16 protein-coding genes and 1 pseudogene are annotated in these 18,457 nt (G+C 53.3%); 6 read left to right on the top strand and 11 right to left on the bottom strand.

Going from position 1 to position 18,457, the window contains the following annotated elements; all coding sequences use genetic code 11:
• Positions 1-23 precede the first annotated feature (23 nt).
• Positions 24-305, top strand: a complete 282-nt coding sequence (gene ppnP, locus IEX86_RS18220; RefSeq protein WP_188867575.1) for a pyrimidine/purine nucleoside phosphorylase — start codon at positions 24-26, stop codon at positions 303-305.
• Positions 306-425: 120 nt separating this feature from the next.
• Positions 426-593, top strand: a complete 168-nt coding sequence (locus tag IEX86_RS18215) for a PA1571 family protein (RefSeq protein WP_188867574.1) — start codon at positions 426-428, stop codon at positions 591-593.
• Here IEX86_RS18215 and pdxB read toward each other — a convergent pair whose 3' ends face one another.
• Positions 594-1,733, bottom strand: coding sequence for a 4-phosphoerythronate dehydrogenase PdxB (gene pdxB, locus IEX86_RS18210; protein WP_188867573.1), 1,140 nt, complete (start codon positions 1,731-1,733; stop codon positions 594-596). It lies immediately after the preceding gene.
• 119 nt (positions 1,734-1,852) lie between these two features.
• On the opposite strand from pdxB, the gene IEX86_RS18205 reads away from it, so the two are divergent.
• Positions 1,853-3,226, top strand: coding sequence for an MATE family efflux transporter (locus IEX86_RS18205; RefSeq protein ID WP_188867740.1), 1,374 nt, complete (start codon positions 1,853-1,855; stop codon positions 3,224-3,226).
• A gap of 3 nt (positions 3,227-3,229) precedes the next feature.
• Here IEX86_RS18205 and tusA read toward each other — a convergent pair whose 3' ends face one another.
• Positions 3,230-3,469: a sulfurtransferase TusA gene (tusA, locus tag IEX86_RS18200; protein WP_188867572.1), complete on the bottom strand. Its 240-nt coding sequence runs from the start codon at positions 3,467-3,469 to the stop codon at positions 3,230-3,232.
• Positions 3,470-3,611: 142 nt separating this feature from the next.
• On the bottom strand, positions 3,612-3,842 hold the full coding sequence (locus IEX86_RS18195; RefSeq protein ID WP_188867571.1) for a hypothetical protein: 231 nt from the start codon (positions 3,840-3,842) through the stop codon (positions 3,612-3,614).
• A gap of 710 nt (positions 3,843-4,552) precedes the next feature.
• On the opposite strand from IEX86_RS18195, the gene acnA reads away from it, so the two are divergent.
• Positions 4,553-7,291 (top strand): aconitate hydratase AcnA, encoded by a 2,739-nt coding sequence (gene acnA / locus IEX86_RS18190; RefSeq protein WP_188867570.1) that lies wholly within the window; start codon positions 4,553-4,555, stop codon positions 7,289-7,291.
• A gap of 37 nt (positions 7,292-7,328) precedes the next feature.
• On the opposite strand, the gene IEX86_RS18185 is transcribed toward acnA, so the two are convergent.
• Positions 7,329-7,985: an alpha/beta family hydrolase gene (locus IEX86_RS18185; RefSeq protein WP_229685409.1), complete on the bottom strand. Its 657-nt coding sequence runs from the start codon at positions 7,983-7,985 to the stop codon at positions 7,329-7,331.
• A 177-nt stretch (positions 7,986-8,162) separates the two neighbouring features.
• On the opposite strand from IEX86_RS18185, the gene hemN reads away from it, so the two are divergent.
• Both hemN and fnr read left to right on the top strand, forming a co-directional pair.
• A complete protein-coding gene (gene hemN, locus IEX86_RS18180; protein WP_188867569.1) occupies positions 8,163-9,545 on the top strand; it encodes an oxygen-independent coproporphyrinogen III oxidase in 1,383 nt (460 codons plus the stop codon).
• Positions 9,546-9,619: 74 nt separating this feature from the next.
• Positions 9,620-10,354 (top strand): fumarate/nitrate reduction transcriptional regulator Fnr, encoded by a 735-nt coding sequence (gene fnr, locus IEX86_RS18175; RefSeq protein ID WP_188867568.1) that lies wholly within the window; start codon positions 9,620-9,622, stop codon positions 10,352-10,354.
• A 59-nt stretch (positions 10,355-10,413) separates the two neighbouring features.
• Here the strand turns inward: fnr and IEX86_RS18170 are convergent, their stop codons facing one another.
• From IEX86_RS18170 to IEX86_RS18140, 7 genes and pseudogenes are all read right to left on the bottom strand, one after another.
• Entirely contained in the window at positions 10,414-12,897 is a 2,484-nt protein-coding gene (locus IEX86_RS18170) for a TonB-dependent siderophore receptor (protein WP_188867567.1), read from the bottom strand.
• A 109-nt stretch (positions 12,898-13,006) separates the two neighbouring features.
• The gene (locus tag IEX86_RS18165; RefSeq protein ID WP_188867566.1) at positions 13,007-13,990 is read right to left on the bottom strand and encodes a DUF4880 domain-containing protein; all 984 of its coding nucleotides are present in this window, start codon (positions 13,988-13,990) and stop codon (positions 13,007-13,009) included.
• Between the two features lie 3 nt (positions 13,991-13,993).
• Positions 13,994-14,506 carry a sigma-70 family RNA polymerase sigma factor gene (locus tag IEX86_RS18160; protein WP_188867565.1) on the bottom strand — a complete coding sequence of 171 codons (513 nt, stop codon included), beginning with the start codon at positions 14,504-14,506 and terminating at the stop codon, positions 13,994-13,996.
• Positions 14,507-14,601: 95 nt separating this feature from the next.
• Positions 14,602-15,201, bottom strand: a complete 600-nt coding sequence (recR, locus tag IEX86_RS18155) for a recombination mediator RecR (RefSeq protein WP_188867564.1) — start codon at positions 15,199-15,201, stop codon at positions 14,602-14,604.
• Between the two features lie 114 nt (positions 15,202-15,315).
• Positions 15,316-15,642, bottom strand: a complete 327-nt coding sequence (locus IEX86_RS18150; protein WP_188867563.1) for a YbaB/EbfC family nucleoid-associated protein — start codon at positions 15,640-15,642, stop codon at positions 15,316-15,318.
• Between the two features lie 32 nt (positions 15,643-15,674).
• Positions 15,675-17,690, bottom strand: a complete 2,016-nt coding sequence (gene dnaX / locus IEX86_RS18145; protein ID WP_188867562.1) for a DNA polymerase III subunit gamma/tau — start codon at positions 17,688-17,690, stop codon at positions 15,675-15,677.
• A 212-nt stretch (positions 17,691-17,902) separates the two neighbouring features.
• Positions 17,903-18,457, bottom strand: a pseudogene (locus IEX86_RS18140) (dihydroxy-acid dehydratase); the annotation flags it as partial.

Raw genomic sequence — 18,457 nt, 5'->3', positions numbered from 1 at the left:
TAAAAACAATCCCAAGGAAAGCCATGTTCAAGGTCAACGAGTATTTCGACGGCACAGTCAAGTCCATCGCCTTTAATTTGAGCAGCAAGCCAGCCACAATTGGAGTAATGGCACCCGGCGAATACGAATTCGGGACAAGTCAACTAGAAGTCATGAACGTAGTAGCCGGCGCGCTGACCGCTAAACTGCCAGGCAGTGACAATTGGGAAACGTTCGAAGCAGGCCAGAAGTTTACTGTCCCAGCCAACAGCAAGTTTCAGCTCAAAGTCAGTGTGGAAACCGCCTACCTCTGCGAATACCACTAATACGAGACGGTGCGTAGTAGCGCCTACGCACCCCCATGCGGCACTTTCGGAAATCACACGCTATCATATTTTCTTAACCTGCCTTGGCTAGGTTGGACTTATACGGCAAAGGAGACTGAAATGACCGTTCAGAACACTTCTCAGCATTCAAGCTCTGATCATACCCAACACTTGGGTGGCGCACTCATCGACGATAAGGGCCGCGAAATCCCTATCACCGAGGCCATGATTCAACAGGCATGCCGCGAGCTAGACGACTCGCTTAAGAAACCTGCACGCCCTGAATGATCACAGGTTTATAGCGCCTAACGCTTCAACGACCCGGGAAAGCGCCGGGCTTGCCCCAGCATAAACGCGAAGCCCGGTAATTTCCCGGCGCTGAGGATAGTACTTTCTGAGTTGATCGAAGCCTGATCGGCGCTCCTGAGCGGCCCCCTTTAATGATAGGCGAAAGGCTGCATCATCATTGCGAGGATCGTAAACGGCTCGGCATAGCAGTTTTAAAGCTTGGTCAGGCGTTGCGTTAGCCGAGAGCTCAAGCTTTGACAACCATTGCTCAGGCAAAAAGTCTTCCAGGCTTTTTTCAGGTACCTGTTTCTGCCAGGCGCAGAAAGCTGCATAGATCATTGCTGTACCACGCCACTTGCCTTCCAGGCTATGGCCTGCGATATGAGGCGTTGCCAGACGGCACAGATGGGCCAACTCGACATCGACTTCAGGCTCACCCTCCCAGACATCCAGAACGACTTCCAGATCAGCCCCATCGGCCAGGTGTTTACGAAGCGCCGGATTGTCGATGACTTCCCCACGACAGGCGTTGATGAGCCATGCCCCTGGCTTTAACGCGGCCAGACGCTTCGCATCAAAGAGGTGATAAGTTGGCTCAGGACCAGACCGTACCAGAGGTGTATGCAGGGAGATGACATCGCATGCTTCCACCAAAGTTTGCAGCGAGACAAACTCGCCCGACTCAGAAGCCGCACGTGGCGGATCGCATACCAAGACATTCAAGCCCAGCCCTTTCAGGACCTCTACCAGACGGCTTCCAACCTGCCCGGCCCCTACAATTCCATACGTGCGATCGCTAAGCGATACTCCCCGTGCATCGCTTAGGGCCAAAAGCGCGCCCAGAATGTAATCGACGACTCCACGCGCGTTGCATCCTGGGGCGCTGCTCCACGCAATGCCGGCAGCGTCCAGATACTCAATATCCAAATGATCTGTGCCAATGGTGCATGTACCTACGAACCGGACCGGTGAGCCATCCAGTAGCGCCCGATTGACCGGCGTTATAGACCGCACAATAAGGGCATCAGCCTCGCCCACTGCAGCCTTATCCATGGCTCGGCCCGGCATGCGGCGAATAGGTCCGAAAGCACCAAAGAACTCATCCAATAGGGGAATATTTTCATCTGCGAGGATGCGCATCTTTAACTCCAGTCAGCAAGACACGCACTTTAACAGCCCTTGGGCTTGTGATGGATTTCTCGACGTCTCAAAAGCGTCGTACACTGGTCAGCTTTCCCTCACATGATAACTTCGTGGACATGAGACTTACGCGACGGCAACGGGTCCGTCATGAGCTGACCGCTCTGCTCGCACTGGCAGCGCCAATTATCATTGCGCAACTGTCGCACTCTGCCATGGGATTCGTGGATGCAGTCATGGCGGGACGTGTTGGTCCACTGGATCTGGCAGCAGTAGCGCTCGGTAACTCCGTTTGGGTGCCCGTCTTCCTTTTAATGACCGGGACCTTATTGGCGACTACGCCAAACGTGGCGCAGCATCATGGCGCCAAACAACCGGAAAAAATTGGTCCGCTTGTTCGACAGGCGCTCTGGCTGGCTGCTGTCATTGGATTAATCGCTAGCGCACTCTTGTGCTCAGCAAGGCCGTTGCTGATTGCCATGCACGTTAGCCCTGAACTGATCCAGCCAACCATGACCTACCTGCACGGCATTGCCATGGGTATCCCAGCGGTTGCGCTGTATTACGTGCTGCGCTGTTTCAGTGACGGGCTCGGACGCACTCGGCCCAGCATGATTATCGGCTTGGCGGGCCTGACACTTAACGTTCCGCTAAACGATCTATTTATCAACGGTCGCCTGGGTCTACCGGCGATGGGCGGTCCGGGTTGTGGATTTGCCAGTGGCGTAGCGATGTGGCTGATGTTCCTAGGCATGTTCGCCTGGGTGCGACGTGCCAGAATCTATCAGGCTTGTGGTATTTTCAGCCGTTTTGATGCCCCGCAGTGGCCCGTTATTTGGCGTCTACTTTCAATCGGTGCCCCTATTGGAATCGCGGTCTTTGCAGAATCCAGTATTTTCTCGGTCATTGCCTTGCTCATCGGCGAGCTAGGCGCAACGGTCGTGGCAGGCCATCAGATTGCGCTCAACTTCGCATCACTTACCTTCATGATTCCATTGTCGATTGGAATGGCCATTACAGTACGGGTTGGCCAGTCACTGGGCCGTAGTGAGCCGCGTGAAGCACGATTTTCAGCCGGTATGGGTGTTGCGGTAGGCCTGTCCTGGGCCTGCATCTCTGCCAGCATTATGTTGCTTTTCCGCACCCCTATCGCAACGCTCTATACACAGGATCCAGCGGTAGTGAGCCTGGCTGCGTCGCTCATTGTATTTGCCGCTCTCTTCCAGTTCTCGGACGCAGTGCAGGTAACAGCTGCGGGGGGATTGAGGGGTTATCAGGACACACGGGTAACCATGGTCATCACATTGCTTGCCTACTGGGGCATAGGTTTGCCGGTCGGCTATGTACTAGGCCTGACCGATTGGGTGGGGCCGGCACGGGGGCCGGCGGGCCTGTGGCAAGGATTGGTGGCTGGCCTTACCTGCGCCGCCGTGTTGCTGGCTATACGCTTAGCGCGTAGCGCGCGACGCCGAATAAGAAATGCAGCCCAGTAATGCCTACTCAGCCTTCTTGCGAATCCAGTAAAGGTATTTGCCGCCGCCCTCTTCCTGCTGCACCAGCTCATGTCCTAGAAACATGCAAAACTTAGGGATATCCCGCTGGGTAGAGGGATCGGTTGCGATAACTTTGAGTAGGCTACCGCCCGCCAGGTCACGTACCTTGTTGTGCAGCATCATGACCGGTTCAGGGCAATTTAGCCCACTCGCGTCAAGAGTCGCGTCAACAGTAAGAGTCATGCTTTTCTCCATTTTCTAGCAACAGCGTTCCACACCATGGGCACTGTTTGCATCAATACGTTTTAAACCTTGAATGTTCTATCGTGATCATCTCACGCGACGGAGGTGACAAATCCCCTCTTCGCGCTCATGCTCGAGCTGCTTACAGGTGGTAGAAACAGGCTTTCCTTTGCATTAAATAAAGGCTCAACCAATCACGGATGCGCTTGATTTCAGCATAGCGCTGCTGTACAGGCCAGCCCTCAACGGTATCGCACATCATCCATTCAACCTCTTTGCATGAACGATAGGCATAGCCGTCGACCTGCAGGCGCTCAATCAGGTCTGAGTTTATCAGGGACTTTGCCATGGGTCCGTTATCTACTACGGCCACTAGCCTATCCTGGCTGACCAACTGCTACGCCCAGCCACCGGGCGCAGCCCCAAACCCATTATTAGCCCACACACACCTTTGCAGACAAATAAGCCTGTAAGTGTTGAAGAGTGATCTCTACACGCTCCTGCCCGGGCAGCGTAACAAAGCTTTCGCCTTACGCCCACTAACGTGCAAAGACGAGATCAGCAAATGGCAGGCGTTCCATAAGGCGTTCGCACTATCTGCTTCACTGTAAATAAATTTGGCAAAAATGCTGGCAGGCTTGCCCTACGCATAATCTGAATCCCGACTGTGCAACCGGTTCACTAAGCTCGGCACAGACCTCGCATTCAAAGCCAAGTCGGCAAGGTAGCAACCACGTCTTGCCGAACACTCAAGAGCGATACAGTAATGCCTTGCAGTAAGTTGCGCCCAGCACTGGAGTTTGCAGGATTAAGCGGAACAGGGAACGTAAAAGTTGTCGATCGGTCCAGTATTGGAGAACAAACGCAAGACGACCCCTGGTCGACAAGCTGATGCAGATGTCCGCTGCTGTTGATACCGATCAGAACCCATGACGCTCGGTTAGACGTTTTTACCGAGAAGACCATTGGCAGGCCTTTCGGTGTTTCCTCGGAGCGGGCCTGAGCCGGGATTAGCGAAGGCCGCGTCGTCTTGCACAAGGCCGAACCGTCGTGCCGTCTCAAGCCGAGAGGAGATTCACTGTCATGCCTGCACTGGATAGTTTGAAATGTCGCCGCACCCTAGAGGTCGACGGCCGTACCTATCATTATTATAGCCTTCCTGAAGCCGCCAAGAGCCTGGGCGATATTTCTCGCTTGCCCGTGTCGCTAAAGGTTCTATTGGAAAATCTGCTGCGCTGGGAAGATAACAAAACCGTTTATCGTGAAGATCTGCAGGCCTTGACTGACTGGCTCAAGGAGCGCACCTCTGACCGAGAGATTCAGTACCGCCCAGCGCGCGTCCTGATGCAGGACTTCACCGGCGTGCCTGCAGTCGTGGATCTGGCAGCCATGCGTGATGCCATGGCCAAGGCTGGGGGCGATCCTGAAAAGATTAACCCGCTGTCCCCTGTCGACCTGGTAATCGATCACTCGGTAATGGTGGACCGTTACGCCTCCGAGCATGCTTATGAAGAAAACGTAGCCATCGAGATGCAGCGCAACGGTGAGCGCTACGAATTTTTACGGTGGGGCCAGCAGGCCTTCGACAACTTTAGCGTCGTGCCGCCGGGTACTGGTATTTGCCACCAGGTGAATCTCGAGTACTTGGGGCGCACTGTTTGGACCCGTGAGGAGAATGACGAGGTTTACGCTTTCCCAGACACATTGGTAGGTACTGACTCTCATACCACCATGATCAATGGCCTAGGCGTGCTAGGCTGGGGCGTAGGCGGTATCGAGGCTGAAGCTGCCATGCTAGGTCAACCGGTATCTATGTTGATACCGGAAGTGATCGGCTTCAAGCTCACCGGCAAGCTACGCGAAGGCATCACGGCTACCGACCTGGTGCTGACCGTCACTCAAATGCTGCGCAAGAAAGGTGTAGTCGGCAAATTTGTCGAATTCTACGGGGACGGTCTGGCAGATCTACCGCTGGCAGACCGCGCCACTATTGGCAACATGGCCCCGGAATACGGTGCCACCTGTGGCTTCTTCCCGGTTGATCAGGTCACCGTAGACTTTCTCCGCTTCTCAGGCCGTCCTGAAGAGACCGTCAAACTGGTTGAGGCCTATTCCAAAGCTCAAGGTATGTGGCGCGAAGCCGGAGACGAACCAGTCTTTACTGACACCTTGCATTTGGACCTGGGCGATGTAGAGTCCAGCCTCGCAGGTCCTAAGCGTCCGCAGGATCGTGTATCGCTCTCCAAAGTGAGCGAAGCGTTTGATCAGTTCATGAGCTTGCAGCTCAAGCCCACCGCCCCGAAAGGCAATGGACACCCCGTTACGCCCGGGGGCTTGGATGACTCCGTTAAGGGTGATCCTAAAGCTGACGGCGTTGACTATGAATTCGAAGGCCAGACGCATCGCTTGCAAAACGGCGCGGTGGTAATTGCGGCCATTACCTCTTGTACTAATACCTCCAACCCTAGTGTCATGATGGCTGCAGGCCTGTTGGCGAAAAAAGCGGTTGAAAAAGGGCTTACTCGTAAACCTTGGGTCAAGAGCTCGTTAGCACCTGGCTCCAAGGTCGTAACCGAGTACTATAAGGCGGCTGGGCTTATGTCCTATCTGGACGAGCTGGGCTTTAACCTGGTGGGTTATGGCTGCACCACATGCATCGGTAACTCCGGCCCGCTTCTCGAACCCATCGAAAAGGCGATTCAGGAAGCCGACCTGACAGTGGCTTCGGTTCTCTCCGGCAACCGCAACTTTGAAGGCCGTGTACATCCCTATGTGAAGACAAACTGGCTAGCCTCGCCTCCCCTGGTAGTGGCCTACGCCCTGGCAGGCAGTGTCAGACTAGACCTATCCAAAGACGCCTTGGGTACTGACAAGAATGGGCAGCCAGTCTATTTGAAAGATATCTGGCCAACTCAACAGGAAGTGGCCGATGCGATGGAGAAGGTTAACTCAGAGATGTTCCGCAAGGAATATTCCGCAGTCTTCGAAGGCGACGAAAACTGGAAGGCGATTCAGGTTCCAGCCTCCAAGACCTATACCTGGCGGAATGACTCGACCTACATCCAAAATCCGCCATTCTTCGAAAACATCGGTGGCAATCCGCCGCGGGTAGCAGATATTCATGACGCGCGGATTCTGGCACTGCTAGGCGATTCGGTTACAACCGACCATATCTCTCCGGCTGGCAATATCAAAAAAGACAGCCCGGCGGGTCGCTACCTCATTGAGCACGGTGTCTCCTATGAAGACTTCAATTCCTATGGTTCCCGTCGCGGCAACCATGAAGTCATGATGCGTGGCACCTTCGCAAACATTCGTATCCGTAACGAAATGCTGGGCGGTGAAGAAGGTGGTAACACCATTCATGTCCCTACTGGCGAAAAAATGGCCATTTATGATGCGGCTATGCGTTATCAAATAGACAGCACACCGCTGGTCATTATTGCCGGTAAGGAATATGGCACAGGCTCCTCTCGGGACTGGGCAGCCAAAGGAACCAACCTATTGGGCGTCAAGGCTGTCATTACTGAAAGCTTTGAGCGTATCCACCGTTCGAACTTAGTGGGCATGGGCGTATTACCGCTGCAGTTCCAGAATGGCATGGATCGAAAGTCACTGGGTCTTACTGGCAAGGAAAAGATCAGCATCTTTGGGCTGGATGGTGTTGAACTACGTCCGCGTATGCCACTGACGCTGGAGATCACCCGCGAAGACGGCAGTATCGAAACGGTAGAACTCCTCTGCCGAATCGATACGCTTAATGAAGTAGAGTATTTCAAGGCGGGCGGTATTCTGCACTATGTGTTGCGCAGCCTGATGTAAATGCCTTTATCAAAAGCCCGCAGCAATGCGGGCTTTTTTATGCCTGGGCACTTGCCAGAAAGTGCGCTATCGACGCAGCGCTCTTTTCAATGCTTTGTGAATGGGTCAAGCCTGAGCTTTTGAGCGGTTTTAGATCGTGATTGGCTGTCGATATCCATTCAATTCGGATTTGATTCGAGAGTACATATTGCTCAACCGTTTCTCGATTCCCCAAGGCGTCACGTTCACCCTGGATAATCAATGTAGATGTCTGAAGGCTGGCAAGGTGTTCAATCCTAGGCCTTTCAGGTCGCCCCGCTGCATAAAATGGATAACCCAGACATACCAACGCAGCAGCATTGCATTCATCTGCTATGAGGCTGGCCATCCGCCCTCCCATCGACTTACCACCGATAGCAACAGGCGCGTGGGTGGATTGCCTTACCAAGTCGATAACCTGTTTCCAGGTATCAAGCAACTGTACCTGCGGTGATGGAGGCCTTTTCTTGCCAGAAACTCTTCGCTCAGCCATATAGAGAAACTCAAACCGCACGACTTCAATGCGCTGCGATACAAGCGCCTCGGTTATCTGCTCCATAAATGTACTGTCCATGGGAGCACCCGCCCCATGCGCCAGAACAAGCGTGGCAACTTTCTGATTCACCCTGCTCCAGAGAAGCGGGACCTCTTCCTGATCAACTAACGTTTCTGGCATTTGTTTTCCTAGCGCTATCTTATATGGGCTGGTATTACATAATACGAAACTACCTGAAAAAGTGCATGACGCCTTTCATCGCCTGACCAATCCTCACCCTCTCGCTATTGATATAGGTCAAGATGCCACTACCGGCTTACTTCTAAACTGAATGTCATAGTTTTATGGAGTATGGTCATGCTCGACGCCATCGATTGGAAATCAGAATTAATCCAGCGCTACGACATGGCGGGCCCTCGCTATACCTCTTATCCGACTGCGGTGCAGTTTCATGATCAAATCGGCTCGTTCGATCTGATGCATGCGTTGAGGCATAGCCGCAGTGCCAAGCGGCCACTGTCGCTGTATGTTCATGTGCCATTCTGTGCACATATTTGCTACTACTGCGCATGCAACAAGGTGATTACCAAGGAACGTAGCCGTAGTGCGCCCTACCTCGCTAGTCTGATAAAGGAAATTCAGCTTATCAGTCGTCATGTAGGCGCAGAGCAAACGGTGGAGCAGCTGCATTTCGGTGGCGGTACACCGACCTTCCTCAACCCTGAACAGCTACGCCAGTTGATGTCCGAATTGCGTCAGCGCTTCAGCCTGCTGGACGACGACTCTGGTGACTACTCAATCGAGATCGACCCGCGCGAAGCAGATTGGGCCACGATGGGCCTGTTGCGTGAATTGGGTTTCAACCGGGTCAGCCTGGGTGTACAGGACATCGATACGAATGTTCAGTTGGCGGTAAATCGCCTGCAAAGCCTTAACGAGACCCGCGCCATCATTGATGCAGCCCGTACGCTCAGCTATCGCTCAATCAATATCGACCTGATTTACGGGCTCCCCCGCCAGACGCCGGAAAGCTTCGCCAAAACCGTCGAGGCAGTGATTGACCTGCAACCGCATCGCTTATCCGTGTTCAATTACGCACACCTCCCTACCCGCTTTCCACCACAGCGGCGGATCGAGGCTGCTGAGCTGCCAAACCCTGCACAAAAGCTGGAGATGCTCCAAAGGACAACCGAACAGCTGATCGCTGCAGGTTATCGCTACATTGGCATGGATCACTTCGCGCTGCCCGATGATGAGCTGGCCATTGCCCAGGAAGATGGCTCATTGCAGCGCAACTTCCAAGGCTATACAACCCATGGTCATTGCGACCTGATTGGGCTGGGAGTATCCGCTATCAGCCAGGTAAATGATCTTTACTCTCAAAACACGGTGGATATTTCCGAATACCAGACTAGTCTGGATAACGGTCAACTTGCTGTACGTCGAGGTTTGCACTGTGAACGGGATGACCTGATTCGCCGTGCCGTGATCCAGCAGCTGATTTGTCATTTCCAACTCGACTTTGCTGAAACGGGTCGAGCACTGGGAGTTGATTTCAAGGATTACTTTGCTGATGTCATGCCAGCGCTTGAGCGCATGTCAACTGATGAGCTTATTCGTCTGGATGAAAAAGGCATAGATATCTTGCCGGCCGGGAGATTACTCGTGCGATCAGTGTGTATGTTGTTTGATCGTTATTTGCCCCAGCAAAACACACAACGTTTTTCGCGGGTCATCTAATAAATTCAGTAACAGCTTTCATCATCATGCGTGCAGTAATACCCTTGGCTTACTAATGGAATAAATCGAAAGCCATGTCCGAGACTTTGAAAATGCGTGTCGCCTCGCAAGCCCACTGTAAAGATTGCAGTCTGGCCCCCTTATGCTTGCCGCTATCATTGAATCTTGAGGATCTGGACGAGCTTGACAGTATCGTCAAGCGCGGCCGGCCACTTAAGAAAGGCGACTATCTGTTCCGACAGGGTGACGGCTTTGGCTCTGTCTTCGCTGTTCGCTCCGGTGCGCTCAAAACCTTCAGTGTGACTGATAATGGTGAAGAGCAGATCACAGGCTTTCATCTACCCAGCGAGCTGGTGGGTTTGTCAGGAATGGATACAGAATTGCATCCAGTTTCGGCACAAGCCCTGGAAACCACCTCGGTATGTGAGATTCCCTTCGAGCATCTCGATGAATTGGCCGATCAGCTTCCTCAGCTGCGTCGTCAGCTGATGCGCGTCATGAGCCGTGAGATTCGGGATGATCAGCAGATGATGCTGCTCTTGTCGAAAAAGAGCGCGGATGAGCGGATCGCAACATTTTTAGTGAATTTGTCTGCACGCTTTCGCGCACGTGGCTTTTCGGCCCAACAGTTCCGCCTGTCAATGTCCCGCAATGAGATTGGTAACTACCTGGGTCTGGCAGTAGAAACGGTTTCCCGCGTTTTTACACGCTTTCAGCAGAGCGGCATCATCGAAGCTGAAGGCAAGGAAGTACACATCCTTGATTCCATCAAACTGTGTGCTTTGGCTGGCGGCCAACTAGAAGGCTGAAATAAAACGGGCGGCTCCAAGGCCGCTCGTTTTATTTGAAGAGCTAACTTTCGACAGGGTTAAAACTTGTAGCTAACCGTGGCGGTAACGTTACGCTCCTCGCCGTAGTAGCAATAGGAAAGACTGTTGCACGCAGCTACATATTTCTTATCGGTCAGGTTATTGGCGTTGATCCGCAAGTCCACGCCTTTTAGACCTACATTGCTTAGGTCATAACTGGCTGATGCATCAAATAGAGCGTAGCCCGGCACACGCTCGGTGTTTTCTGGATCTGCCCAGCTCTTCCCAACAGCACGTATACCGCCTCCTAAGCTTAGGCCTTGCAGGGAGCCTTCCTTAAAGGTGTAGTCACCCCAGAGGGAAGCCATATGGCGCGGCGCAACGTTAGGTGTGTTGCCCTTGTTGTCGATGCCAACACTAGTACTAGCGGTGCTAGGGGTCGACTTGACGTACTCTACATCGGCAAATGTGTAACTGCCTAAAACACGGAAGTTATCAGTCACCTGCATATGGGCTTCTAGCTCAAAGCCTTGCGAGCGCACTTTGCCCACAGGACGATAAAACTGCTCCTGCGCCTGTTTTGTGGCCAAGTTTTCTTGGGTAATGTGGAAGACCGATGCGGTAAAGATATTGTCCGTGCCAGGCGGCTGATACTTGATTCCCGCTTCCCACTGCTTGCCTTCGGTTGCTTTTAGCGGAGTGCCACTCTGGTCAGTAAATGAATTAGGGTTAAATGACTCCGAGTAGCTGATGTACGGAGCGATGCCATTATCAAAGAGGTACAGTGCACCTACTCGCGGAGTAACCTTATTTTCCTTATAGTTTTTCTTACCCGCACCGTACAATTTATCTTCAGAAGAAGTCTCCACCCAATCCTTTCGCAAACCTAGCGAGAAGCGCCACTTATCCAGATCAATCAAATCTTGCATGTATAAGCCAGTTTGCTCCATACGTCGCAGATCACTGGTTTGCCATGCCTCAGTAACATCTGGATTACCGTAAACAGGATCGAAAGCATCAATCGTGGAAGCTGATCCGCCTGCATAATCGACTTTGGCCTTACGACGCTGATAATCCAGCCCCATCAAAAGGGTATGTTTAGCAGCCCCGGTATTAAATTCAGCCTGTGCCATGTTATCGACAATCCAGGCATGCAACCGCTCTTTGCCTTCAGTGGTTGCACGAGCCAGTTCATTAGATCCCACGCTTGACCAACCCGCCGCATAGGCTTGCCGCATATCGACTTCGCCATCCAGATAGCGGAAATTCTGTCGTGCCGACCAGACATCATTGAAGCGATGCTCGAACTGATAACCCACCATCTGCTGGGTACGTTCGAACTTGTCGAAGTCGGAGTCGCCTTCAAAGAAGTGCTTTGAAATATACCGCTCGTTGTGACGATAGAGTGTGCCATCTGCAGGAACACCCCCGTGATATCCGCCCTCAGGGTCATGCTGAAGATAGGCTTGCAGGGTCAACGTGGTATTTTCATCGAAGTCAATGGCAACAGTCGGCGCAATGGCGTAGCGTTTTTCCTCTACATGATCAAACTGTGTGTCGGATTTGTCTGCCAAGCCCACCAGCCGGTAGGCAATTGTTTGATCTTCATTTACCGGGCCGCTGAAGTCGAAGCCCATGCCTCTCTGCCCCTGCGTGCCTACTGTAGCCTGGATTTCATGGTAAGGCTCATACAGAGGCTTTTTGCTGGTCAGCGCTACCAGGCCGCCGGGATTACTACGGCCATAAAGTACGGAGGATGGGCCTTTCAGAATATCAATACGCTCAAGGAAATACGGGTCCACCTGCATGCTGCTATAGGTGCCGCTATCCCCCATGGTTTTAAGGCCATCAAGGTAGATATTGTCTACCGACCCATCGTTAAAACCGCGCATGGCCACATAGTCGTATCGGTGAGTTGCACCATACGGGTTAGTCATAACACCAGGGGTATAGCGCAACGCCTGAGAAACGGTTTGGGAGCCCTGGTCATCCATCTGATCACGTGTGACGACGGATACGGACTGAGACGTTTCCAGAATCGACTTGCTGGTTTTGGTCGCGATCTGGCTGTGGGTAGCGTTGTAGCCTTCTACCGTTCCCAACGCATTGCCTAATGCAAAGTCGGTTACAGTCGTAGTGGAGAGCTCGGAGACATCGCCGCCAACACTCGCTGACCTGGCCAACGAATAACTGCCGTTACCTGCGTTGATAATTTGTAAACCGCTGTTCCTTAGCAGCTCTGTAAAGCCCTGCTCAACGCTGTATTGCCCATTAAGGCCTGAGCTCTGCTTGCCTTCTGTCAATACTGCATCGGTAGATAACATGACGTTCGCTTCGCCAGCGAAACGGCTCAACGCAGTCGATAATGGGCCAGCAGGTATATCGTAATTACGTACTGCCTGAGCCGTAGCCGCTGTTTCGGCCGCAGTACCTGTAAGCGGCACTAAGGCCAAACTCATGGGCACAGCGAGCGCAGCAGCATGCACCGCCTGACGCAGAGGACTCCGCTTGAAAAAAGCCTGATACGAACGACGCGAATCCATTACTCATCCCTTTTCGTGTTCAACAGTGATGGCTTTCAGCCTGTTTGAGACTAAAGCCAGTCGAAATTTAAAAAAGGGAACCGCTAATGATAATATTTTTTATTAAGATTCAGGCGGGCCGTGCAGAAATGGACGTCCACCAGGGTAAAGGCCGCCTGATACTAACGGGCAGGCTTTGCTCAAGCGCTGCGAGAACCCGATCAGTATCCTTTAGTGGGTAAGCGCCTACTATGCGCAAGTCTGCTACCTTTGGATCACATGCCAGATGCCCTGTGCGATAACGCGCCAACTCATCAACAAAATCGCCTAACCGCATGTTATCTGCCAACAGCGTACCTTTAACCCAAGCCTTACGGCGTTGCTCAATAGCCTGTGCCGCAGAAATCGCGTCAGCTGTGAAGCGCACCTGCTGTCCTGCCTTTATCGTGACCGATGCAGACGCTACTGGTGCAAGCTGTACACTTCCCTTGAAAACCGTCAGCTCGCCAATGCTACCTCGGTCATAAATACTGAATTGTGTATCTCTGGCCAGTAACGCACCGTAGGCGGTATCAAGCACCAACGGATAGCTTGAGTCCTTATTTCGGTCAGTAGACGATACCAAAACCTCACCCTTGTAAAGGACCAGGTGCAGGCGATCCGGCTCGTTCGAGACATCCATTGCCGTATCAGTGTTCAGGCAGAGATGCGAGCCATCGGCGAGTTGGAAATCCTTGATCTCACCAACGCGCGTTTGGTAACTGGCATACCATTGCTTCCAGGAAAAAGCTGAAGAGGCGCTCCAGGCTAATACTCCTGCGCTGCATAGCAGAGTCATCAGTTTTAGCGTTTGACGCCGTGTCTGCCCTTTTCCTTGTAGAGCCTGCCTCGCTCCGTGGCGCTGCCCGGAGGGTATACGCTGGAAATGATGACTGATTATCTCGACGCGCTGCCATGCCAAGGCATGCTGCGAACTCTCTGCCAACCAGAGCTGCCACTGTGCCCGCTCCTGATCGCTGACATCATCAGCGCTGAGCACAGCGAACCATTCAGCCGCCTGCTCGAGCACAGCAAAATCACACTCCGCCTCGGGCACCTGCGTAGCAGCCTGCATGGTCTATTCCACCTCAATGGTCAGGCAGTGCAACATGGCCTGAGCCATATACTTTTTGATCATTCGTTCCGACACCCCTAGCACTTCGGCTATGGCAGCGTAGGTCTGTCCCTCCAGCTGAGACATCAGAAAGGCCGAGCGAACCTTTTCCGGCAGGCGATCCAGCATAGCGTCGATCTGAACAAGACTTTCAACGATCATCTCACGCGCTTCAGGAGACGGCGCGTAATACTCGGGACGAGCCGCCAACGCTTCGAGATAGCTTCGCTCAATGTCCTGGCGGCGCCAGTGATTGACGAGCAGTGAGTGGGCAATAGTAGATAGGTAAGCGCGCGGCTCTCGAACAGAAGGAAGATCACGGCCCTTGGCCAACAGCCTGAGAAATGTATCCTGGGCCAAGTCAGCCGCATTAAACGAACACCCCAACCGCTTGCTCAGCCAGCCATGCAGCCATCCATGGTGCTCGTTATACCAATCATGCAAGGCGTTGGGTGAGGACACTTCAGCCGCGCACATGTCAGGACCTATCAAGATGGCAATGAGATATTGCTAATGATAATACTTCTCAAGAATAGGTCTATGCTTTTTTAGTTCAATTTGCAGGTAGCCGATCAAAGTGTAATCGGCTTGCGTCCAGCAAAGGCATGCGTAAGAGTGCCGTTGTCTACCAGATCAAGCTCACCACCCAATGGCACACCGTGAGCAATACGGGAAATGGTCAAACCGCGCGGTTTCAATAGTTGCGCGATGTAATGCGAGGTTGCCTCACCTTCTACTGTCGGGTTGGTCGCGATAATGACTTCCTGGAAGGTACTCTGTTCAATACGCTCCATAAGCTCTGGAATACCGATGGCTTCCGGACCAAGACCATCCAAGGGAGACAGATGCCCCTTGAGCACAAAATAGCGTCCGCGGAACCCCGTCTGATCAACAGCAAAAACATCCATGGGCGACTCTACAACGCAAAGCAGCAAGTCATCCCGGTCTGGATCAGCACACTGAGGACATAATTCGTTCTCCGTCAGGGTACGACAATGCTTGCAATGTCCTACTCCCTCCATGGCTGCCTGCAAGGCACTCGACAAGCGCAGGCCACCGCTCCGGTCACGCTCAAGCATCTGCATGGCCATACGCTGGGCTGACTTCTGGCCCACCCCAGGCAAAATGCGTAGCGCGTCGATCAATTGTCGAATGAGAGGACTAAAACTCATGAAGAAATCTCGAGTGGAGAGAGATAAAAGTATAGACAGGCTATCGTCTCATGACGTGCCTGGATTGCCGCCAGCCAGAACGGCCAGCGGCATGGCCATAAGCCTTTTAGATGCTTAGAACGGCATCTTGAATCCGGGCGGCAATTGCATGCCTGCGGTCATGCCAGACATCTTTTCCTGGCTGTTCTGCTCGATCTTACGAACTGCATCATTTACGGCAGCCGCGATAAGGTCTTCCAGAATTTCCTTGTCTTCCTGCATCAGGCTGTCATCCAGGGTGACACGCTTAACATCGTGGCGCCCCGTCATGACAACGCTAACCAGCCCAGCGCCGGATTGACCGGTCACTTCGGCATTTGCCAGTTCTTCCTGGGCCTTCTGCATTTTTTCCTGCATTTGCTGAGCCTGCTTCATCAGGCCGGCCATGCCACCTTTTAACATGTCTGTTTACCTCGTCTGGTTTTAGAACCCGATCATTCCTTGGAATTGACCGGCTCGATAGTGTCTGCGCGGACGACCGCCGCGAATTGCTCCATCATCTGCTGGATCAGCGGATCATTCTGTATGGAGGCCTCTGCCTCCCGTTGCCGCTCCGCACGTTTGCGAGCGGCAGCCTGTGCGGGCGTCTCTTGCTCGGGCATCTGGAGCGTAATATCCAGTTTGATCGTACGCCCTTGATATTGATTCAGTGCATCGTTCAACCGACGGTGCTGGTTCGTATTGAATAACGCGCTCTGACTAGGATCCAAATGAAGGTGCCATGCATCATTTTCAACCGATACCAGGGTGCAGTTCGCTGCAATACTTGCAGTCATTCCTCCTAAGCCTAGCTTAGGTAGCAATTCGATCCACTCGGCGGCAAGTCCTGTTGCAGGTTTGGCAGCTGCCACAGGCTCAGAGGCAGCTGCTGGCTCCTCGGTCAAAACGCCTTCTGTTAGTTCGTCCAGGTAACCATAATCGGACTCAGCGTTGTAATAATCATCTGCAGGGGGCGGCTCATCATCTGCTGCATCGTCACCCTCATGATCATCAACCATGCGATCAATTACCGTAGCATCCGGCGTTTCGGTTGCCACCGGAACAACCTGTGTTGGCTCTACAGGCCTCTTGATAGCTGTTGCAGGTTCATCCCAAGGTAAATCAACAGGCTCGCTTGCCTTGGGTGCCTCTTTCTCTTGGACCTTAGGTGGCGCAGGTACTCTTACCGGCTCAGGCTGAGGTTCAGCCCTGGCCGGGGTGTGTCTGGGTATTGCTGCATGCTCAGTGTGAGCTACTGGTGCAACAGGTATTGGGGCTTGTGCTGCTACTGTGGATTGAGCGGCCACCGGTTCAAGCTTGGAGTCAGTCGTGGCCTGGCTGGCTCCTACCGTCTTTAATGCTGACTTAGGTGCGTTATTACCACCCTCGGCCGGTCGAAAGGCCAACATTCTCAGCAGCACCATCTCAAAACCGCCACGCGGATCAGGTGCTAGTGGCAAGTCGCGGCGTCCAATTAGTCCCATCTGGTAGTAATATTGAACATCCTCAGCTGGCAGTGTCTGGGCCAAGGCCAAGACCTGCTCACGATCACCCTGGCCATTATCAATGGCCTCGGGCAACGCCTGAGCAATCGCCACACGGTGCAAGACATTAAGTATCTCGCCTAGCACGCCAGCCCAGTCGGGACCTTGTTCAGCCAGATGGCGCACTGCTTCAAGCAGCGCACGGGCGTCTCCGTCCAGCAAGGCCTGCAAAACACCATAAACCTGCCCGTGGTCCAGCGTGCCCAGCATGGCACGCACATCGGCAGCCAGGACGCGTCCCTCGCCGAAGGCAATTGCCTGATCGGTCAGGCTCATCGCATCGCGCATCGAGCCGTCGGCAGCGCGACCAAGCAACCATAAGGCGTCCTGCTCGAAAGAAATCTCTTCAGCGGTCAAAACTTGAGTCAGGTGTTCGACCACACGCTCAGGCGGCATGTTTTTCAGAGAAAACTGCAGGCAGCGGGACAGGATAGTGACAGGCAGCTTTTGCGGATCAGTTGTAGCTAACAGGAATTTGACATGAGGCGGCGGCTCTTCCAGCGTTTTCAACAAGGCATTGAAGCTATGCGTAGAAAGCATATGCACCTCGTCGATGAGGTACACCTTGTATCGGCCACGGCTGGGCGCATACTGCACGTTGTCGAGCAGCTCACGCGTGTCCTCAACCTTGGTACGGCTTGCCGCATCCACCTCGATCAAGTCGACAAAACGGCCTTCGTCGATTTCACGGCATACAGAGCACTCGCCACAGGGTGTTGAGCTAATGCCGGTTTCACAGTTGAGGCACTTGGCCAGGATGCGTGCAATGGTAGTTTTACCTACCCCACGCGTACCGGTAAATAAATACGCATGATGAAGGCGCTGGTTATCCAGGGCATTGATCAGGGCTTTAAGCACATGGGTCTGTCCGACCATTTCACGGAAAGAGCGCGGACGCCATTTGCGAGCGAGAACCTGATAACTCATCGATACCTGACACGGCGAAGGAAAAGAAGTCGGCTAATGCTAGCGAAGCAAGGGGTAAATTGCATCCAAAAGCCTATGACTTGCCTCATATTCCTATATCGAGTCATGTGCCGAATACCCTTTAGCCAAGCTCTCAAGATGGGGCCTACGCCAGGGAAATCAAGGTATTCGAGGGAAAACCCGGCCTGAATGACCGGGTTATAGAGAGCAGATTAATGCGAGTGTCTTGGCACTTCAGACCCACGACAGCCGACCAGAAAATCGAAATCACAGCCTTCGTCAGCCTGTAGCACGTGATCCACGTACAGCTTGCGATAGCCACCGCCAATCATCTTGGCGTTCGGGTCCTGCCAATCCGCCAGACGAGCCTGCAGCTCTTCGTCCGAGACTTCCAGATGCAAGCGGCCATTCTCGCAGTCCAGCTCAATCATGTCTCCATTGCGCACCACAGCCAGCGGACCACCTGCTGAGGCTTCCGGTGCCACATGCAGCACTACCGTGCCGTAGGCCGTACCGCTCATGCGGGCATCGGAGATGCGTACCATGTCGGTGATACCCTTGGCCAGCAGCTTGGGCGGCAGGCCCATGTTGCCAACTTCAGCCATGCCCGGATAACCCTTCGGCCCACAGTTCTTGAGTACCATTATGCAGGTCTCGTCGATGTCCAGGTCTGGATCAACGATACGCGCCTTATAGTCCTCCAGGTCTTCAAAGACTACCGCACGGCCTCGATGCTGCATCAGCTCAGCGGTAGCAGCCGAAGGCTT

Origin of the sequence: Pseudomonas asuensis, assembly GCF_014646755.1 — a bacterium.
Classification (GTDB): Bacteria; Pseudomonadota; Gammaproteobacteria; order Pseudomonadales; family Pseudomonadaceae; genus Chryseomonas; species Chryseomonas asuensis.
The sequence above is the reverse complement of the archived record's forward strand: the minus strand, read 5'-3'. Positions and strand labels throughout refer to the sequence as shown.